The sequence below is a fragment of the Candidatus Nitrotoga fabula genome (assembly GCF_905221025.1).
Classification (GTDB): Bacteria; Pseudomonadota; Gammaproteobacteria; order Burkholderiales; family Gallionellaceae; genus Nitrotoga; species Nitrotoga fabula.
Genome location: NZ_CAJNBL010000008.1, coordinates 101,293 through 120,482, shown reverse-complemented (window position 1 = coordinate 120,482; position 19,190 = coordinate 101,293). Strand labels below are relative to the sequence as shown.

At 55.6% G+C, this 19,190-nt stretch carries 16 protein-coding genes and 1 tRNA gene; 13 read left to right on the top strand and 4 right to left on the bottom strand.

The features are described from left to right. The first annotated feature begins 98 nt into the window (after positions 1-98). The gene (gene accD, locus KJA68_RS03615; protein WP_213035571.1) at positions 99-1,007 is read left to right on the top strand and encodes an acetyl-CoA carboxylase, carboxyltransferase subunit beta; all 909 of its coding nucleotides are present in this window, start codon (positions 99-101) and stop codon (positions 1,005-1,007) included. A 199-nt stretch (positions 1,008-1,206) separates the two neighbouring features. Here accD and KJA68_RS03610 read toward each other — a convergent pair whose 3' ends face one another. From KJA68_RS03610 to KJA68_RS03595, 4 genes are all read right to left on the bottom strand, one after another. After that, positions 1,207-2,019, bottom strand: a complete 813-nt coding sequence (locus KJA68_RS03610; protein WP_213035570.1) for a sulfite exporter TauE/SafE family protein — start codon at positions 2,017-2,019, stop codon at positions 1,207-1,209. Positions 2,020-2,105: 86 nt separating this feature from the next. Further along, positions 2,106-2,534 (bottom strand): YeeE/YedE family protein, encoded by a 429-nt coding sequence (locus tag KJA68_RS03605; protein WP_213035569.1) that lies wholly within the window; start codon positions 2,532-2,534, stop codon positions 2,106-2,108. A 12-nt stretch (positions 2,535-2,546) separates the two neighbouring features. Next, the gene (locus KJA68_RS03600; RefSeq protein ID WP_213035568.1) at positions 2,547-2,978 is read right to left on the bottom strand and encodes a YeeE/YedE family protein; all 432 of its coding nucleotides are present in this window, start codon (positions 2,976-2,978) and stop codon (positions 2,547-2,549) included. Beyond that, a complete protein-coding gene (locus KJA68_RS03595) occupies positions 2,978-3,313 on the bottom strand; it encodes an ArsR/SmtB family transcription factor (protein WP_213035567.1) in 336 nt (111 codons plus the stop codon). Before KJA68_RS03595 ends, KJA68_RS03600 begins: the two co-directional genes overlap by 1 nt. Before the next feature lie 504 nt (positions 3,314-3,817). On the opposite strand from KJA68_RS03595, the gene KJA68_RS03590 reads away from it, so the two are divergent. From KJA68_RS03590 to KJA68_RS03535, 12 genes are all read left to right on the top strand, one after another. After that, positions 3,818-5,272, top strand: coding sequence for a TolC family protein (locus KJA68_RS03590; protein ID WP_213035566.1), 1,455 nt, complete (start codon positions 3,818-3,820; stop codon positions 5,270-5,272). Positions 5,273-5,291: 19 nt separating this feature from the next. After that, entirely contained in the window at positions 5,292-6,476 is a 1,185-nt protein-coding gene (locus KJA68_RS03585) for an efflux RND transporter periplasmic adaptor subunit (protein WP_213035565.1), read from the top strand. Next, positions 6,476-7,195, top strand: coding sequence for an ABC transporter ATP-binding protein (locus KJA68_RS03580; protein WP_213035564.1), 720 nt, complete (start codon positions 6,476-6,478; stop codon positions 7,193-7,195). The genes KJA68_RS03585 and KJA68_RS03580 overlap by 1 nt, the downstream gene beginning before the upstream one ends. Next, positions 7,192-8,412, top strand: coding sequence for an ABC transporter permease (locus KJA68_RS03575; protein WP_213035563.1), 1,221 nt, complete (start codon positions 7,192-7,194; stop codon positions 8,410-8,412). Before KJA68_RS03580 ends, KJA68_RS03575 begins: the two co-directional genes overlap by 4 nt. A 158-nt stretch (positions 8,413-8,570) precedes the next feature. Beyond that, positions 8,571-8,646, top strand: a tRNA-Arg gene (locus tag KJA68_RS03570). Positions 8,647-9,226: 580 nt separating this feature from the next. Further along, positions 9,227-10,771, top strand: a complete 1,545-nt coding sequence (locus KJA68_RS03565) for a site-specific DNA-methyltransferase (RefSeq protein WP_213035562.1) — start codon at positions 9,227-9,229, stop codon at positions 10,769-10,771. Next, complete coding sequence (locus tag KJA68_RS03560) at positions 10,771-13,398, top strand: DEAD/DEAH box helicase (protein ID WP_213035561.1); 2,628 nt, start codon at positions 10,771-10,773, stop codon at positions 13,396-13,398. The genes KJA68_RS03565 and KJA68_RS03560 overlap by 1 nt, the downstream gene beginning before the upstream one ends. A gap of 337 nt (positions 13,399-13,735) precedes the next feature. After that, complete coding sequence (locus KJA68_RS03555) at positions 13,736-14,011, top strand: hypothetical protein (RefSeq protein WP_213035560.1); 276 nt, start codon at positions 13,736-13,738, stop codon at positions 14,009-14,011. 19 nt (positions 14,012-14,030) lie between these two features. Further along, positions 14,031-14,753 carry a hypothetical protein gene (locus KJA68_RS03550; RefSeq protein WP_246487048.1) on the top strand — a complete coding sequence of 241 codons (723 nt, stop codon included), beginning with the start codon at positions 14,031-14,033 and terminating at the stop codon, positions 14,751-14,753. A 152-nt stretch (positions 14,754-14,905) separates the two neighbouring features. Further along, a complete protein-coding gene (locus KJA68_RS03545; protein ID WP_213035559.1) occupies positions 14,906-16,549 on the top strand; it encodes a DNA recombination protein RmuC in 1,644 nt (547 codons plus the stop codon). Then, entirely contained in the window at positions 16,546-18,060 is a 1,515-nt protein-coding gene (locus KJA68_RS03540; protein WP_213035558.1) for a class I SAM-dependent DNA methyltransferase, read from the top strand. Before KJA68_RS03545 ends, KJA68_RS03540 begins: the two co-directional genes overlap by 4 nt. Next, the gene (locus KJA68_RS03535) at positions 18,060-19,166 is read left to right on the top strand and encodes a restriction endonuclease subunit S domain-containing protein (RefSeq protein ID WP_213035557.1); all 1,107 of its coding nucleotides are present in this window, start codon (positions 18,060-18,062) and stop codon (positions 19,164-19,166) included. The genes KJA68_RS03540 and KJA68_RS03535 overlap by 1 nt, the downstream gene beginning before the upstream one ends. Positions 19,167-19,190 lie beyond the last annotated feature (24 nt).

Below are 19,190 nucleotides of genomic sequence, written 5' to 3'. Positions count from 1 at the left end.
GATTTGCGCGGATGACACCTTGCCCGGAAGGTAATGATTCCGGGCAATCCATATGCGACCAATGCAACATTCGGGTTTAAAGGATTCAGGAGGATTGCATGAGTTGGTTTCAGAAATTATTGCCCCCAAAAATCAAGCGCAGGGAATCGGGGGAAGAAAGCAAAAAAAATGTGCCCGAAGGATTATGGCACAAATGCCCTTCCTGTCATGGAGTGCTGTATTACGCCGATCTGGAGAAAAATAAAAGCGTATGCCCCAAGTGCAATCATCATCACCGCATTACCGCGCGTGCCCGGCTGGACTGGCTGCTGGATGCAGAAGGACGGTTCGAGATTGGTGCAGAGGTGCAACCGCTGGATACGCTGAAATTCAAGGACAGCAGAAAATACAGCGAACGCCTGGCGACCGCCCAGCGGGAAACCGGCGAGACAGACGCGCTGGTGGTAATGCAGGGGAGTGTGCATGCCATCCCCCTGGTAGCTGCGGTATTTGAATTCAGTTTCATGGGCGGATCCATGGGATCGGTAGTAGGCGAGCGTTTTGTACGGGGTGTACAGCTTGCTTCAGAGCAGAGAACCCCTTTCATCTGTTTTGCCGCCAGCGGAGGGGCCCGGATGCAGGAAGGATTGCTATCGTTGATGCAAATGGCAAAAACCTGCGCGGCACTGACCCAGTTCAGCGCAGAGAAGCTCCCATTCATTTCGGTACTGACCGACCCGACTATGGGAGGTGTTTCTGCCAGTTTTGCCTTTATGGGGGATGTGGTGATTGCCGAGCCGGGGGCGATGATAGGTTTTGCCGGTGCGCGGGTTATCCAGCAGACGGTGCGCGAAACGCTGCCGGAAGGTTTCCAGCGCGCGGAGTTTCTGCTGAAGCACGGCGCGATTGACATGATCGTGGATCGTCGCCAGATGCGTGATCAGCTGGCTACATTGATCACGCTGCTGACCCGGCAACCGGCAGTGACGGCGACGGATTGCATGGTTCCGCATTTCTCCATCGACTGAAATGGTTGCGCGCTGAATGGTGCGGCCATACCAGTATGAGAGACCCGGATAGGTCCGGACATCAGGCAACGGTCCGGAGACAGAGATCGGTTGTGGTTCCGTGATTGGGGCAGGCGTAAGAGGCAAGCTCGTGCAGGAACTGTGTGGGATGCATAGCCTCCCACGCGGGAAATTGGGTCGGCTGTACCAGCAAGGCAAACTATGCAAAGGAAAAAAGGAGCATCCCGGTAGCCACAACTGCCGACAGCACGGCAAAACTGATTTGCACCTGGAATTCTGTCAGCCAGTGCGGCATGAATCTCCCGGCCAGCATACCTGCCATTGCCCCGGTGCAAAATGGCAGCGCCGTGTCCATGTCCAGGCTTCCGGAAGTATAGTTGAACAGAACTCCTGTCCAGGACACCAGTGCAATGACGGTCAGCGAAGTGGCAATGACGGACTGCATGGCCAGTCCCGTAAAATGCTGCAAGGCAGGAACGATAATGAATCCGCTGCCCACGCCCAGCAGTCCGGAGAAAAAACCCGCAATTCCACCAGCCAGCACCAGGGCTCGCATGCAGCGGGCGGTCCAGACAAAACGGCCGCTACGGGGGTTCTGAAGGCAGGTGGGCTCTTGTGCCTGTCCGGCGGCGCCTTGCACGTTGAACTGGGACTGTTTTCTGGCATGGCGGAAAGAGCGGTATGCAACGAAAAACAGCAGGAGAGAGAACAGGATGGCGAGCCAGCGGCCGTCGGTCCGGTGCGAAAGCCATATGCCCAGCGGTGATAGCAGCATACCGGAAACGGACATCAATATTGCGGCCCGATAGCGGACCGTTCCTGCAGGCAAAGCTGCAGCCGCTCCCAGGGTGGCCGCAAGCCCTACGGCCATCAGACCTACCGGTCCGGCCTGGCTGACATTCAGTTGCAGGCCGAACATGAGCACTGGAACCGCCAGGATTCCACCTCCGGCCCCGGTCAGCGCCATGATGGCGCCGACTGCAAAACCCAGTGCCAGTTCGGTGACCATCATGGACCTATTCTGGTGAACCGTGTGCCGCATTTCATGAGGGCGCTCCTTTCCTGAACGTGTGGTTCCCAGGGCACAGGCGGACAGGGTTAGTGTCGTTTTGTGTCCGGGAAGCGGCTCAGGATTTCGTAGATCGCCATACCGGCAAGCATGGCGAGGACAAAGATCAGAGGTTTGATTCCGCCGGTAGCCAGCGATGCCAAAGCCGGGCCGGGACAGTATCCGGCCAGTCCCCAGCCGATCCCGAAAATCACTCCTCCCAGAATCAGTCTTTTGTCGATCTGGCGGGCAGTGGGCAGATGCATGGCTCCCCCCAGCAGGGCGCGGGTGCGTGTACCGGCTATGCGGAAAGCGACCATGGCTACCAGAATGGCCCCTCCCATTACAAATATCAGGGAAGGATTCCATGCTCCGGCAATATCCAGGAAGCCTGTCACCTTGGTCGGGTCGGTCATGCCGGACAGGATCAGACCCAGCCCGAACAGCAGGCCAGTGACGAAAGCCGTTACGATTTGCATGGATAGACTCCTTTAATGGAACAGGTGGCGTACGACATATACGGTTGCAAAACCGGCCAGCATAAACGAGGCGGTGGCAACCATTGAGCGCGGGGAAAGCCGCGAAATACCGCAAACCCCATGCCCGCTGGTGCAGCCGGAACCATAGCGGGTGCCCAGGCCGACCAGCAGGCCGGCAAGAATCAGGATTGCCGTACCGGTATCGGTATGAATCGCCGGAAGGGGTGCGACCAGGCTATAGGCAAACGGTGAAAAAATGAGACCCGTAATAAAGGCGACTCTCCATCCGGCATCCCCCCTTACAGGGCGCAGCAGGCCGCCCAGTATGCCGCTGATGCCTGCAATCCGGCCGTTCAGCAGAACAAAAGCGGCGGTGGCAAGGCCAATCAATAAACCCCCGGCAAGAGATGACCACGGGGTAAAATTGGTCCAGTCGATCCCCATTATTCTGCCGCTCCCGTGTCAGACTTGCAGAATTGCTCATACAGCACTTGCATGACAGCCATCGCTTGCTTGCTGGCAATGGAATAAAAGATCTGTTTTCCTACGCGCCGGGTGTGGACCAACTGTTCCTCGCGCAGGACGGTCAGCTGTTGGGAGAGGGTGGGTTGCTTGATGTTCAGCAACTGTTCCAGTTCTCTGACACAAAGTTCCCCCTGCGTCATCTGGCATAGCAGCAGCAAACGATCCGGGTTGGCCAGGGCCTTCAGGAGTTTGCAGGCTTCCGTAGCAGAAGCGTGCATGGCGGACAAATCCAGTCCTTCAGCTACGACATTCATTCATGTATCTCCGTCCAAATGATAATATTATACAATATTATATAATATTGTGAAACATTTTAATATGGATTGTTCATTTTTATTGTTACAGAAATTCACCAGCGGAACGAATGGATTACTGGATAAAAAAAGTAATGGCAGCTGGATGAATCTGTGCATTAAATGGTTTGTTTCCTGGTGATGCGCAACTCCTTCCGGTTGAAAATGCAAGAATATCATAGCAATTATCGGTATAACAGCCGAATTCTCAAGAAACAAGGGTCATTCTGGCTTGTTGGCGTTTGCCAGTCGAATAAATATTGCGGGCATGGCAACTTTGATATAAAAAACTATCCAACTCTGCAACATTTGTGCAAAATCGGATTGCCTGTCCTGTCTTTAGCAAGACAAACATCATTGCACTGGAAGGTTTTGTTGGCTAAAAATTCAGACAGGATTTTGCAGGCAGGGCAAGGATTCTGTGCGAATGCCGGGTGATGCGTTGCCGGGAGGAAGGAATATAAAGTGCTTTTTCTGTTTCCGGATGGTTCGAAAGGTAGGCGCAAGGCTGCAATCGCAATTCTGGCCTGCATGCTGGCCGGATGGTCTTTTCCTGCCATGCCGGAGCCTATCGATCCTTTTTCTACACGCGGGCTTACTGCAAGTTCGGTTTCAGACAGCGTGCACCGCCCCCTGGCGATGACTCCCTGCGGGAAAGTGCCGGTTTCCGGAACCCGGCTCACCTTGACGGATGTGGTGGAACGCGCACTGTGCAATAATCCGCAAACTCGCGAAGCCTGGGCGAATGCAAGGGTACAGGCGGCCCAGGTGGGGGTCAGCCAGTCTGCCTACTTGCCAACGATCAGTGTCGGCGCTTCGCAGAACAGGAGCCGGATTGAAGGTGGTGGTTCGCGTGCGCCGGGTGCCACCAACCTGAGCCAGCACAGCCTTAACGCCTCCCTGAATTACCTGCTGTATGATTTTGGCGGTCGTGCGGCCGCCCTGGATAATGCCAGACAGGTTCTGACCGCGCTGAACCTGACCCAGGATGCGACGATCCAGTCGGTGTTCCTGGCCGCAGTACAGGCCTATTATCAGCTTTTTTCAACCCGTGCCGCGGTAGAATCCCTGGAGCAGGCGGAAAAATCCGCTCTTGAAAGTGTCCATGCCGCTACCAGCCGCCACAAAGTCGGCACGGGCACGCTGGCAGACAAGCTGCAGGCCGAAACAGCCCATGCGCAGGCAACCTTGCTGCGGATACAGGCCGAGGGTGAGGCCAGAAATGCCAGGGGAGCGCTGGCAAACGTCATGGGGGAAGATGCCAACCGGGATTTTGTGATTGCGCCTCCCACCCTGCATATGGCAGGCGTGCAATTCGAACATGATATCGCCGGGCTGATCGAGGAAGCGCGCAACCTGCGCCCGGATCTGGCCGCAGCGAAAGCACAGGTCAATGCAGCCAAGGCCAGCGTGGAAGTGGCAAAAGCTGCGGGAATGCCGACGATTTCCCTGACATCCAATGTGTCCGAAAGCAATTTCGGCATCTTTGCCCCGGCGAGCAATGCTTCGGTGGGCGTGTCGGTCAATTTCCCGCTGTTTACCGGTTTCAATAACACCTATCGCATCCGGGCTGCCGAGACACAGGTTGAAGCGCGCCTGGCCCAGAGTGAAAAGCTGAGCCAGCAAATTGCGCTGGACGTATGGAAAGCTTACCAGGGCGTTCTCACCGGAACCCAGGCGGTGAAAAGCAGCCTTACCCTGCTGTCCGGCGCCACACAGTCGGAAAGGGTCGCGCGCGGACGCTACCAGGCGGGCGTGGGGAACATACTGGATTTGCTGCTTGCCCAGGCATCCCTTGCCAACGCGCGCATGCAGAATATCCAGGCCATCTATAACTGGCACATCGCCAAGGCAGTCCTGGCCCAGTCGATGGGCATGCTGGACTTTCCGGCCCAGGCCCCGGGCAAAACCAGCCGTTAACCGTTATCTGGATGCATCTATGAAACCAAAGCAATCGCGGTTGTTGAAAATCATGGGGATGCTTGCGCTGATCCTCCTCGGCGCAGGCGGATACCTGTACTGGAAGCAGCTGCATACCGTGCCTCTCCAGGAGCGCTATCATTTCCAGGCGCTGGAGAAGGGAGATATCACCCAGACCGTTTCCGCCAATGGCACGCTTAATCCCGTGGTTCTGGTGAATGTCGGCACCCAGGTTTCAGGTACGGTCAGGAAACTGCATGCAGATTTCAATGACCAGGTCAGCAAGGGACAGGTACTGGCAGAACTCGACCCCTCCCTGTTTCTGGCGCAGATCGGCCAGAGCGAAGCGAATGTAAGCAGCGCGCAGGCATCGCTGGAACTGGCGCAGGCCAATGAAAAAAGAATGCGCGAACTGTTCCGGCAGGAATACATATCAAGACAGGAGCTGGACCAGGCGGTGCAGGCATTGAAATCGGCACGCGCGCAGCTTGCGCTGGCGCGGGCGCAATTGCAGAGAGACCGTACCAATTACGGCTATTCGATCATCCGTTCCCCGGTTTCTGGCGTCGTGGTATCGCGTGTGATCGATATCGGGCAGACCGTGGCTGCCAGTTTTCAGACGCCTACCCTGTTCACCATCGCCCAGGACCTGACCCGGATGCAGATCAATTCCAGTTTTGCCGAGGCCGACATCGGCTTTATCGAGGTTGGCCAGGAAGTGCACTTTACCGTCGATGCGTTTCCCAGGCGCACCTTCCGGGGCACTGTCCGGCAGCGCCGGCTGAATCCCACTACCGTGCAGAATGTGGTGACCTATGACGTGGTGGTGGAAGTGGATAATCCCGAACGAATCCTGATGCCGGGCATGACCGCCTATGTCAACATTATCACCGCCCAGCGCGGGAACGTGCTGCTTGTGCCCAACACGGCGCTGCGCTTCAAGCCTGCCGATGCCGCCCCGAATAACAGGACGCAGGGCAGCAGAAAAAACGGGCAGCAGGGGAAATCCGCCGCGGCAACGGTCTATGTCCTGGAGCAGGACAGGCTCAGGCCGGTTGCGATCGTTCCCGGCATTACGGACAATAAATATACCGAAGTGCTATCGGGGAAACTGGCGGCCGGGGATCGGGTGGTAACCGGAGAAGTGGTGCCATCCGGGGAGGAAGGGCCATCGCAGGGCGTCATGAAAATGAGACTGTTCTGATGGACAAGGAGCCGATCATCCAGACCATCGGCCTCGGCAAGGATTACCTGACCGCGGCCGGCCCGGTTCCGGCGCTGCAAGAAATCAGCCTTTCCATCTATCCGGGAGAGTTTGTCGCCATCATGGGGCCTTCCGGCTCGGGGAAATCCACCTTCATGAATCTGCTTGGCTGTCTGGACATCCCCTCGGCCGGGGAATATTACCTGAACGGAACCAGCGTGCGGACGCTGGACCGGAACCAGCTGGCGCGACTCAGGAACGATGCAATCGGTTTTGTGTTCCAGGGGTTCAACCTGCTTCCCAGAATCAACCTGCTCGCAAATGTGGCGCTGCCGTTGATTTATGCCGGGGTGAGTAAGGCAGAACGGGAAGAGAGGGCGCAGCAAATGCTGGACAAGGTCGGCCTGGGCAAATACGGACTTTCGCTACCCGGCCGGATTTCAGGCGGGCAGCAGCAGCGGGTGGCCATAGCTCGCGCCCTGGTCAACCGCCCGCGGCTGATCCTGGCGGACGAGCCGACCGGCAACCTGGATACCCGTACCAGCCAGGAAATCATGAATCTGTTCACGCAGATGAACCGCGAACAGGGAATTACCGTGATACTGGTAACCCACGAACCCGATATCGCCGCCTATGCCATGCGGCTGGTGCGTTTCGTGGACGGACATCTGGCATACGACGGCGCGGTCGGGAACGATACGCAGGGAGCCCGGCCATGATCGGCGCCATGCTGGGCGAAGCCTGGCTTGCCATGGGCACGAACCGGCTGCGCACCTTTCTGACCATGCTCGGAATGATGATCGGCGTCGGGGCGGTGATTCTGATTCTGGCCATTGGCAAGGGAGCGCAGTTCATGGTGGACCAGTCCATCGCCGCGATGGGAAGCAATCTGTTCATCGTCATGTCCGGGTCAACGACCTCCGGCGGCCTGCGTATGGGCCTGGGCGCCACGCCCACGCTCACCATTGCCGATGGGCAGGCCATCTCCGAGCTGCCCGGCATTGTGGCGGTGGCGCCGAATGCCCCCGGTACGGCGCAACTGGTGTACGGCCCGAACAACTGGAGCACCCAGGTGATGGGCACTACCCCCAGTTTTCTGGAGGTGCGCGACTGGCAGCTATCTGCCGGTTATCCATTCTCGGATTCGGACGTGCGTTCTGCTACTCGCGTAGCCTTGCTCGGGCAGACCGTGGTGAAAAACCTGTTCGGAGACGAAGATCCGGTAGGCAAGACCATCCGCATCAAAAACAACCCGTACCATGTAGTGGGCGTGCTTGCTCCGAAAGGACAAAGCCTGGACGGGCGGGACCAGGATGACACGGTGGTGGTCCCGGTTACCACCGCCCAGCGCAAGTTGTTCGGTACGCAGTTCCAGGGAACCGTGCGCCTGATCATGGTGCAGGCGTCCTCGCCCCAGGCCATGCCCGCGGCGGAGCGTTCGATCACCGAGCTGTTGCGCCAGCGCCACCGCCTGCAGGAAAAGGCAGAGAGCGATTTCATGGTGCGCAACCTCACCGCCCTGGCGAATACCGCGGCTGAAACCGCGCGCGTGATGTCGTTCATGCTCGGCGCCATTGCCTCGATTTCCCTGCTGGTCGGCGGAATCGGCATCATGAACATCATGCTGGTCTCGGTCACGGAACGCACGCGGGAAATCGGCATCCGCCTTGCCATCGGCGCGCGTCAGCGCGACATCCTGCTGCAGTTCCTGCTGGAATCAATCATGATCTCCATTGCCGGCTGCGTGGTCGGGGTGGCGCTGGGCATCGGCGGGGCCCTGCTGATGAACCGGCTTGCCGATACGGCCGTGCTCATCACCCTGAGCTCCGTGCTGCTGGCGTTCATGGTGGCAACCGCAGTGGGCGTGTTTTTTGGATTCTATCCGGCCAGGAAGGCCGCACGCATGGAACCGATCGAAGCGTTGCGCTATCAGTAAATCTCGCGCTCCGGCATTCGCAGCAAATTGAAAATCCGGTCATGCGCAGAGAACTTAGGGAAGCATGGCGCGCCCTGAATACCTGAAAACAGGCTGGCCGGATAAGCAGGGGTCAGCAGGGGTGTGATCGGCGCGTATTTGCGATAGAATAATAAAATGCCCCGGTAGCTCAGTGGATAGAGCGACCCCCTCCTAAGGGGTAGGTCGGACGTTCGATTCGTCTTCGGGGTACCAGTTATTCGGAATACCAATTACTCAAACCGTTGTGTGATCAAGCCTGTGTGCTGGATTGACCCGGTGCTGTGACTTGTCACCGGTTCTTGCGATTTTATCCATTCGATTTCGGCAGATTTTTTTCCGGTCGTGGAACTAAATACTGACCTTCGACTCTGACCGTTCAGGTAATGCAAATTGCCTCACGTTTGGTTCCCCCTGGACGTGAAATCTTAACTCCCTCCTCTAAGACTGGTTAAGATACTTGCCCCTGTTCCTTCAAAGTTCAGGGGCATTTTTTTGGCCGGGATTCAGGTTCCCAGCACGGAAATGGACTCATAAATCGCAGCTGCCAGGATTGGATTTGGGACAGGGTTGGCTACCCGTGCAAGAACAACGAGGAATTTTTTTATGACCCCGTGGCATGGCTTGCTGCAAACCTTTCTTGTTGCTTATCTTCATGTGCTTAACCGTACAATTTTGCAGGGGTCAAACCTTGTTTTGAGATTTTTTTTGCGAGAGGGTAAAACTGTCTCGGCTGTAGAAAAATAGCCCTGTTTAGTGGACAATCGGGCAACCACTCAACAAGTAAAAATTTAGAATGCCTATCCTGCAATGGCTCACCCGTGAAACCGACTTGCAGACCTCGCTGTCGGTGCCATATCGCCTTCTGGAGCCTGTAGCGGTATTGTCTGCTGGTGAGCCTTCCGAAAACCTGCTGATACATGGCGACAATCTGGAAGCCCTGAAAGCCTTGTTGCCGTTTTACGCTGGCAAGGTCAAGTGTATTTACATAGATCCCCCATATAACACCAAAAGTGCTTTTGAGCATTACGACGACAATCTGGAACACACCCAATGGCTGGCCATGATTTATCCACGGCTGGAACTGCTACGGGATTTGCTTGCCGAGGACGGCAGTATCTGGGTGTCGATTGACGACAACGAGGGGCATTATCTCAAAGTAGTTATGGACGAGGTATTTGGGCGAGGGAATTTTATTGCCAACTGCATTTGGCAGAAGAAGGCTAGCCCTCAGGCTAATGCGGTTTGGTTGTCGGACAGTCATGACCATCTGTTTGCCTATGCAAAAAAGAAGGCTGTTTGGCGACCGAACTTACTGATTAGAACCGAAGAAGCCAATGCACGATATTCAAACCCTGATAATGACGAAAGAGGGGTTTGGACTTCTGGTGATTGTGCAATTAGTCTCACTGGTGGACAGCGAGGGGCTCAGTATGCAAAAACAGGGTTCTCTGAAAATATTTACGAGATAACTACCCCGTCGGGTCGTAAAGTTATGCCAGCAACTGGAACCTGTTGGCGATTTAGCGAAAAAAGATTTGCTGAGTTGGTGTCCGAAAATCGAATATGGTTTGGTAAAGAAGGCAACAATGTCCCAAGGTATAAGCGATTTCTTTCCGAAGTTCAGGATGGAATAGTCGCAATGACTGTCTGGCTAAGAACCGAGGTCGGGGACAATCAAGAAGCCAAGCGAGAGGTTATCCAATTTAATAATGAGGAAGTGTTCGCAACACCCAAACCTGAGCGGTTGTTAAAAAGGATTTTGGATATTGCAACAAAAGCTGGCGACCTTATCCTTGATAGCTTCCTCGGTTCTGGCACTACTGCGGCCGTGGCGCACAAAATGGGTAGGAGATATATCGGCATTGAAATGGGTGAGCATTGCATAACCCATTGTGTGCCTCGGTTGAAGAAAGTGATTGAAGGAGAGCAAGGAGGGATTTCCCAAGCCGTGAACTGGCAAGGAGGCGGGGGCTTTCGCTTCTATCGTCTGGGTGAGCCAGTGTTTGACGAACATGGCAAGATTAACCCCGCGATCCGCTTCGATCACCTCGCAAGCCATATCTGGTTTTGCGAAACCCGCACCGCCCTGGATAACCCTGCCAAATCCCCTTTGCTCGGAGTGTTCAATGGGGTGGCTTATTACCTGCTCTATAACGGCATTCTGGGCGACAAGCGACCCGATGGCGGAAATGTGCTGACCACTCCCGTATTGCGACACTTGCCCCCGTTTGACGGTCCCAAAGTGATTTATGGCGAGAGTTCCCGCCTTGGTGCCGAACGGCTCAAAACCGCGGGCATTACATTCAAGCAAACTCCTTACGACATCAAGGCCCGGTAATGGCTCTAACCCTAAAAACCTTCCAGCAAAAAACGCTCGATACCCTGCAAGCCTGTCTTGAAGATTCCCGTTTAATCGGGATTGCGGGGGCTTATGCCAAACATGCAAAAAGCTTGGACGGCCGTATCCCGCAATATCACACGGTTAAGGGGTTTGAGGATGTGCCATATCTCTGCCTGCGGTTGCCTACGGGCGGCGGCAAGACCTTGTTGTCTTCTCTTGCCATTCGCATTGCTGGCAAATCTTGGCTGGAACAGGATTACCCGCTCGTGCTGTGGCTTGTACCGACCAACACCATTCGGGTGCAAACACTGGAAGCCCTGAACAATTCTTCGCACCCATACCGCGAAGCCATAGACGAGGCATTTAATGGTCGGGTTCGGGTGTTTGATATTGGCGATGTGGCCAACATCCGACCCAAGGATATTCAGGACAATGCTTGTGTCGTGGTCGGCACTCTGGCCGCCCTGCGGGTGGACAATACGGACGGCAGAAAAATCTATGCTCACAACGAGAATTTTGAACCGCACTTCTCACGGGTTTCCAACACGGTTCAAGGGCTGGAGCGGATTGAGGAAGGGGCAGACACCGGAAAAATCAAGTATTCGTTTGCCAATCTGTTGCACCTGCACCGCCCGTTGGTGTTAATGGACGAAGCCCATAACGCACGCACCAAGCTGACTTTTGAAGTCCTGCAACGGGTTTCGCCTGCCTGTATCGTGGAATTTACGGCAACCCCTGACACCTCCCGCCAATCGGGTAGCAATGTGCTGTATCGGGTTTCCGCCTCGGAACTGAAGGCCGAGGAAATGATTAAATTGCCTATCATACTGACTGAACACAAGACATGGCAAGAGGCGGTCAACGGGGCAATCCTGACCCGCATGAAACTGGCTGAACTGGCGACAAATGACCCTGACGGTGTTCGCCCCTTGGTGCTGATACAGGCAGAAAACAAGGACAAGCCAGCCAATGTGAAAGTGTTGAAGCAGCACCTCATAGACAACGAGAAAATATCTCCTGAACGCATCGCGATTGCCACGGGCACGCAAAGGGAACTGGATGGTATCAACCTGTTTGCTTCCGATTGCAGGATTGAAGTGATTTTGACGGTTGAGGCATTGAAAGAGGGGTGGGACTGTTCTTTTGCCTATGTGTTCTGCTCGGTCGCCAATATCCATTCAAGCAAAGACGTCGAACAACTATTGGGCCGGGTGTTGCGAATGCCGTTTGCCAGGAAGCGGAAACAGGCTGAACTCAATCGGGCTTATGCACACCTCGCCAGCCTAAGTTTTGCCAAGGTTGCCAATGATCTCGTGGATAACCTCGTTTCCATGGGCTTTGAGCAGGAAGAAGCCAGCCAATACATTGAGCAGCAGCAGAAGGACTGGGTGGGGGTGGACGGTCTGCCACTGTTTCCAACCCCGCAACCGTTGAAAATGGTGCTGGAGCAAGTGCCTGATTTAACTCATCTCAACGAGCAGGAACGGCAATCCATTACGGTGCAGGAAATTGCCCCCAACCATGTCGAGCTGGTGGTGTCCGGTCAGTTAAACGTGATTCTGGAAGACAAAATCGTCTATGGGATTGCCGAGCCTTACCGCCTGGAAGCCAAACAGGTATTGACTGCCCACCGTGAATATCAGGAGCAGGCCAAGGCTCCGTCCGCTCGTGGTGAACCGTTTGCCGTTCCCCGTCTGTGCCTCTGGGTGCAAGACGAACTGGAACCGGCAGAAAAAGAACTGTTCCTGGATATCAACGGGTGGAATTTGCTGGATTACCCAGCCGAGTTGCCCGAATTCCGTTTCGACGAAACCGCCCATTCATTCCTGATTGACTTGGACGGTGAGCAGTTGCGGTATGAGATTTTGCGGGACAGCAAGCAAATGGCCTTGACCCACATTCCGACCCAATGGACGGATAATGATTTTGTGCGGTGGCTGGATCGGGAACTCCGCCAGCCTGATATTCAACAAGTGGTCATGCTGGAATTTTTGCGGAAATTAGTTGCCAGCCTGACGTCCGGCGGTCGTTTCGACCTGGCTACTCTTGCCCGTGGCAAATTTGTTCTCTTGAAGGTGCTACAGGAGAAAATCCGCGCCTATCGCCAGCAAGCCTGCAAGAAGGGCTATCAGGAAACCTTGTTCGGGGCTTCGGCAAGGGTTGAAACCAGCTTTGATTACGGTTTCAGTTATGACCCTGCGGCCTATCCTGCCCACTGGTTTTACAAGGATGGGCGATACAAATTTATCAAGCACTTTTATCCAGCGGTTGGCGAGCTGGACAACAAGGGCGAGGAGTTTGAGTGTGCAATGGCGATAGACCGTTTGTTCAAGGTCAAATTCTGGGTGCGCAATCTGGCTGGTCAGCCTCGCTTTTCGTTCTGGTTGCCGACTTCAAGCGATAATTTCTATCCTGATTTTGTTGCTTTGTTGGAGGACGGCAGGTTGCTGGTGGTGGAATATAAGGGCGGGCACCTTGCTACGACCGATGACACCAAGGAAAAGAAAGCGATTGGCGAGCTGTGGCAATCCAGGAGCAACGGGAAAGGACTGTTTCTGATGGCTGAAAAAATCGACAGTCAAGGACGAGGGGTTTATCAACAGTTAGAGGCTATAAGTTCTTGAGGGATCACTTTCAAGTCGGTTTTTCTGGTTGTGCTGAGAAGCCCCAGGTTTTTTCAGTGTTGAATGAGTTTGCTCAAGTAATTTCGCCGGGTTTGCATCAAGCCTGCTGACTTTATTGAGAGTTATTTTTTTTCACAGTTTCTGTGGATAACTTTGTGAGCAATGCAATGAAATGTGCGCTAACTATCCATGCCATCAGCGGTTTTTTTGAGATGCTCATATAACAGTCTAAATTTTAAATCAATAAAAACAATAAATTATAGATTGCCGTTTAAATTCTGATGGTTTCTCCATGATTTTATGGGAGTTTGGGAAGTTGTGTGGATAACCGGGCGAAATGTCAAGCATTCTGCTACACATTCAGGCCTGGTTTTATGTAAAGAAGGGTGGATGCCAGAAGTCCATGGCGGGAGAAGTGGCACGGAAGGAGATGGGCAGCGCGGGAATCATTTTTTCCATTCCGGATTGCGACTATAATCAAGAAATTTTCCCGATTTTTTTTGGATTGCGGGGATCCCCGGCAAGGTTGCACAGGGTCAGCATGGCTCAGGACCGGAGTTTTGTGGCCATGAGCGGACGCAGGCAGTGCCTGTGCAATCTCCCCGCTTCTTAATAAGGTGTGAAGAACTGCCATGCTTTGTTCCGGTTTCCGCTGTTTCCTGCGCAATGCAGTGCGCTGCCTCTGGTTAAGCCCGGGGCTGGTTCCGTTCCTGCCTGTGCTGGTGCCGGCCGCCCATGCGGCTCGGCCGATGCAGACGGACGATGCGCGCATTGTCGATGCCGGAGCGTGCCAGTTGGAAAGTTGGGTCAGGCTGAACCGTCACAGCACGGAATACTGGGCATTGCCTTCCTGCAATCCGATGGGTAATTTCGAACTGACGCTGGGGGGGGCGCACACGCATCAGGATGGTGTGGCGCAAACCACGGATGTCATGTTCCAGGGGAAAACCGTTTTTAAACCGCTGGAAACCAATGGCTGGGGCATCGGCCTGGCCGTGGGCACGGTGCGTCATCCGCAATATGCAATCCGCGGGCGGGACTGGAACGCTTATGTTCCGGCGACCTTTTCCTTTCGGGAAGATCGCGTGTTGCTGCATACCAATCTGGGCTGGTTGCGTGGCCAGGAAACAAAGCAGCATGCTGCCATCTGGGGGGTGGGGTCTGAAATCCAGCTTAGCGGGAGGATCTGGCTGATCGGTGAAACATTTGGGCAGAACCAGGGAAGACCGCTGTACCAGGCAGGACTGCGCTACTGGATCATACCGAACCGTGTGCAGATCGATACCACTGTGGGCAACCGTTTTGAGCATGAACGGGACGAGCGATGGTTTACCATCGGTTTGCGCCTGCTGTAAACCGGGCTGTCATACTTGATAATCATCGCCTGTGTTGCCAGAATTGGCAGAAGCGGGCGTTGAGGCCGGGCTATCTTTCCGGGCCATGGCCGGTAGAAGCTGTCTGGCTGCATGTGGAATTTGGTATTCACAAAGTGAAGGAAATCAGGTAGATGGATCTGCCTATATATGGTGTGCTTACTCTGCTGGTCGGATTGCTGACCGGCGCAACCTGTGTCTGGCTGGTTTTGCGTGCCCGCATTGCGGGTGCAGAATGGCAGGCAAGGGGGGAGGGGCAGGTTGAAATTGCCCGGCTGAATGAACGCCTGGCGGCTGCGCAGGAGGAGAGCCGGCGCCTTGCCGTGCAGCTGGCCGACCTGCAGAAGCAGGCCGCGCAGTGGCGCGACCAGCTGGATGCGACCGGTATGGAGCGCGCCCAGCTGGCGGAACGTGCAAATCTGGTTCCCGGGCTGATGTCCGGCCTGGAGGCGGCCAGGCAGGAGGTTGGCGCTCTCCGGCAGTCCATCGCGGACATGCGCGAGCAGGTGGGGATGGGAAATTCCACCATCGAGTCTCAAGCCAGCCAGATTGCCCAGCTCCAGCAGGAATGCGCGGCTCTGAAGGAACGCAGCGACCAGCTGTCGCGGGACAGCAGCCTGCTGAACCAGCAGGTTTCGGAGCTGAATGCGGTGCTGGAAGCGGAGCGCAGGCAATCGCAGGAAAAAATGCAGCTGCTGGTGAGTGCCCGTGAACAGCTATCCGATCAGTTCAAGGCGCTGGCCAATGAAATCCTGGAAGACAAAAGCAGGCGGTTTGCCGAGCAGAACCAGACCAGTCTTGGCGCCTTGCTGCGGCCCTTGCAGTCCCAGATACAGGAATTCAAGACCAAGGTGGAAGATATTCACCTGAAGGACACCGAGCAGCAGGCAACTCTCAAGGCCGAACTGAATCAGCTGAAGGATTTGAACCGGCAGATTACCGAGGAGGCCCATGGTCTGGCGACGGCGCTCAAAGGCCAGTCCAAGATGCAGGGCAACTGGGGCGAAATGGTGCTGGAGAACATTCTGGACCGATCCGGCTTGCGTGCCGGCAAGGAATATCGCCGTGAAGTCAGTTTCAACACCGAGACAGGCCGGAGCCGGCCGGACGTGATTGTCTATCTTCCGCAGGAAAAGCATCTTGTGATTGATTCCAAGGTATCGCTCAATGCCTATACCCGCTATGTGAATGCGGGGAGCGAACCGGAGCAGCAACTGGCGCTCAAGGAGCATGTCACCGCGATATCCAGCCGGATCCGGGAGTTGTCTGAACGGAATTATTTCGAATTGCCCGGGCTGAATTCGCCCGAGATGGTATTCATGTTTATTCCGATTGAATCCGCATTTGTGGAGGCATTGCGCGCCGATGAAACCTTGTTTCAGAAAGCCATCGAGCAGAATGTGCTGGTTGCGACGCCAACCACGTTGCTTACCAGCCTGAATATCGTGCGCCAGCTGTGGCGGTTCGAGGAGCAGAACATGCATACGGCCGAACTTGCGGATCGCGCCGCCAGGGTTTACAAGAAGCTGAACACCTTCCTGGGTTCCATGGTTTCGGTCGGCAAGCAGCTGGACAAGGCCAGGGATTCCTATAATGCGGCCATGAACCAGCTGACTTCCGGAAAAGATAATCTGGTCAAGCAGGCCAATGATTTCAGGAAGCTGGGGGTTGCAGTGCAGGCGACCTTTCCCGAGCATCTGCTGACGAGGGCAGAGCTGGAGCTGGAGCATCTGCCGGATTTAAACCTGGAAGAAAAGGCGCCATCGGAGCAGGCATGATCCATCCTCAGGTCAAAATGGACATAGACCGGCTCTGGCTGGAATTTACCACGGGGGGAATCGTCAGCTCGCTCACGATTATTGAGCAGATTTCCTGTCTGATCTTTGCCCGCCTGCTGGATATGGAAGAAACCAGGCTGGAAAAAAGCCGCACTTGCCCGGACGATGCGCCGCACCATTTTTTTCGGGCGGACCAGCAGGGCTTGCGCTGGAAGAACTGGAACACTATGCGCGACGGCGACGCCATGCTTGCACTCGTGCGCGATGAGGTGTTTCCGCATCTGCGCATGCTCGGTGGAGAAAAATACCGGTTTGGCGAATACATGAAAAACGTTTCGCTGCAAATTTCCAATCCTGCCCTGCTGGTGTCGGCTGTCCAACAGCTGGAAAAATTGCCGCTGGATGACCGCGAGTTGCGGGGGGATCTGTACGAATATCTGCTCGGCAAGCTTACCACGGCCGGGATACACGGTCAGTTCCGTACCCCGGCTGAGGTCACCCGGCTCATGGTGGAGTTGATTGATCCCCGTCCGTCTGAAACCATTGGCGATCCTGCCTGCGGAACCGGCGGGCTTCTGGTGGAGGCGGCGGAATACCTGCGCAGGACTGCGACTGAACCGGGTGAAACCCGTGAAGGGGATACCGGGGGTGGCCCGGATGGTCTGCTGCAAGTCTGTCGTGAACCTGTTCGGCAGCCCGGGTTTTACGGTTTGGATTTTGATGCCACCATGCTGCGCCTGGCTGCGATGAATCTGATGCTGCATGAGGTGGAAAACCCGGAACTCCATTATATGGACACACTTTCCAGGGCATTCCCGGAGAAGTTCCCTGTTCTGGCCGATGGCGACCAGGGCGGGCTGGATGTGATTTTGTCCAACCCTCCGTTCCGGGGTGCGATGGCCGAGGAGGTGCATCCCTCCCTGCTCCGTGTGGTGCAGACCAGAAAATCCGAATTGCTTTTCGTCGCGCTTGCGCTGCGCATGCTCAGGCGGGGTGGGCGCTGCGCCATGATCGTGCCCGACGGGGTGTTATGCGGCTCCAGCAAGGCGCATTGGGCCGTGCGCGAGCAACTGGTCGACCATAACCGGCTGGACGCGGTGATCGCACTTCCTTCGGGCGTGTTCCCGTCTTTTTCCGGGCTGGCTACAGCCATATTGGTGTTCACCAGGGGCGGATGCACGGAAAATGTGTTGTTCTACGATGCGCAGGCCGATGCGGCCTTGCGGGGAGAGGTTTGCTGGAAAGATGCAGCGCCGACCCTGTCTGAACCTGTGATCCAGTATCGTCGCTGGCGCAGCGAAAAATGCGATCTGACTGATCGGACCGCAACCGCCTTTCAGGTGCCGGCTGTGGACATCCGGGCCAATCATTTCGATCTTTCGATCGGTCGTTATCGGGAAATCCGGCAGTTGGAAACCGGTTATGAGGAGCCGGGCGCAATTCTGGAGCGTATGCGCTTGCTGGAGGCGGAAATCCAGTGTGATCTGGCGGAACTGGGGGCTATGTTGTGATGAGATCGATCAGGCTGGGGGAGGTGGCGCGGATCGTTTGCGCAGGGGCGCATGACAACCCGGGTTTATTCTACAGGGAAGACTGGCTTTCGTGGGGCGCTACGGAAGATGCCGCAGCCCGACAGGGGAGGGATGCCCAGGCAGGAGCCGCAGAATCCGGCTGGAAAGAACCTGCGGGCTTGTTGCTGGCTGACAGCCTGGTTGTGCCTGCCGGCATGGACATGGACGGGATGGGGGTTGCTGTCATGCCGGTACCTATTCATAAGGACCTTGTGGCTATTGTGGTCGAACTGGATGGGATTGACCGGAACTATTTGCGGCAGTTTCTGATCTCAAGGGCATGCAATTCCGGGTTTTGCCGGAAGGAAGGGGAGGAGAAGGGGGAGGTGGCGGATGCTCTGGAGAACATGGAGATTCCGTTGTTGCCACTCGAAGAGCAGAGGCAGGTAGCACGGATTCTTGATAAAAGCGCGAGCATTTGCCAGAAGATACAGACTGCGATCCGGCTGACAGATGACTTCCTGTTTTCGGTTTTTTCCGATATGTTCGGAGATCCGGCGAAGAACCCGAAAGGGTGGCCACACCGCCCGCTGCAGGATCTGGCGGACTGTTTTTGGACCGGTCTCGCGGACTCGGAGCCGCAGGCTGCGGTAGCCGTTGTGGACCGGGGAAGGATAGCCACTCCGGCTGGGGCTGTGCGCCATGGCCCGCTTCCGGGAGATGTGGCAGTAAGGCACAATGGAAATGCGGTGCGGTGTTTGTTCGTGACAGAGGGAGAGGATGACTGGGAGGGCGCCGCCGACTGGTATTTTCGCCCCAGGCCCGGGATGGTCGAGGCGGTTTATCTGGCTCGGGTTTTATCCGGGGTGGGGGCGAAAACCGTGCTGGAACGAATCTCGCGAAGTGTACGCATGCAAAGCCCGGGAATAGACCTTGCCGGGGAGTTGCTTGTGCCGCTCCCTCCGCTTTCAGCCCAGCAGCGCTATGCGCAGATTCACGCAAAAATGCATGTCATAAGGCAAAAGCTTGCAGGTGAACGGTCTCTTGCCAACCGGTTGTTCAGGAGTCTTGCTGCCTCGTTTTTTGCGACCTGCAGTGCAGTCTGAATTATGGGAAAAATTCGAACAGGA

What these genes read in the sequence shown, in the direction of transcription:
- KJA68_RS03585 (WP_213035565.1), top strand. Translation starts at nt 5,292, where the DNA reads ATGAAACCAAAGCAATCGCGGTTGTTGAAAATCATGGGGATGCTTGCG.
- KJA68_RS03600 (WP_213035568.1), bottom strand. Translation starts at nt 2,978, where the DNA reads ATGGGGATCGACTGGACCAATTTTACCCCGTGGTCATCTCTTGCCGGG.
- KJA68_RS03535 (WP_213035557.1), top strand. Translation starts at nt 18,060, where the DNA reads ATGAGATCGATCAGGCTGGGGGAGGTGGCGCGGATCGTTTGCGCAGGG.
- KJA68_RS03540 (WP_213035558.1), top strand. Translation starts at nt 16,546, where the DNA reads ATGATCCATCCTCAGGTCAAAATGGACATAGACCGGCTCTGGCTGGAA.
- KJA68_RS03550 (WP_246487048.1), top strand. Translation starts at nt 14,031, where the DNA reads ATGCTTTGTTCCGGTTTCCGCTGTTTCCTGCGCAATGCAGTGCGCTGC.
- KJA68_RS03610 (WP_213035570.1), bottom strand. Translation starts at nt 2,019, where the DNA reads ATGATGGTCACCGAACTGGCACTGGGTTTTGCAGTCGGCGCCATCATG.
- KJA68_RS03575 (WP_213035563.1), top strand. Translation starts at nt 7,192, where the DNA reads ATGATCGGCGCCATGCTGGGCGAAGCCTGGCTTGCCATGGGCACGAAC.
- KJA68_RS03565 (WP_213035562.1), top strand. Translation starts at nt 9,227, where the DNA reads ATGCCTATCCTGCAATGGCTCACCCGTGAAACCGACTTGCAGACCTCG.
- KJA68_RS03605 (WP_213035569.1), bottom strand. Translation starts at nt 2,534, where the DNA reads ATGCAAATCGTAACGGCTTTCGTCACTGGCCTGCTGTTCGGGCTGGGT.
- KJA68_RS03560 (WP_213035561.1), top strand. Translation starts at nt 10,771, where the DNA reads ATGGCTCTAACCCTAAAAACCTTCCAGCAAAAAACGCTCGATACCCTG.
- KJA68_RS03580 (WP_213035564.1), top strand. Translation starts at nt 6,476, where the DNA reads ATGGACAAGGAGCCGATCATCCAGACCATCGGCCTCGGCAAGGATTAC.
- accD (WP_213035571.1), top strand. Translation starts at nt 99, where the DNA reads ATGAGTTGGTTTCAGAAATTATTGCCCCCAAAAATCAAGCGCAGGGAA.
- KJA68_RS03555 (WP_213035560.1), top strand. Translation starts at nt 13,736, where the DNA reads ATGTCAAGCATTCTGCTACACATTCAGGCCTGGTTTTATGTAAAGAAG.
- KJA68_RS03545 (WP_213035559.1), top strand. Translation starts at nt 14,906, where the DNA reads ATGGATCTGCCTATATATGGTGTGCTTACTCTGCTGGTCGGATTGCTG.
- KJA68_RS03595 (WP_213035567.1), bottom strand. Translation starts at nt 3,313, where the DNA reads ATGAATGTCGTAGCTGAAGGACTGGATTTGTCCGCCATGCACGCTTCT.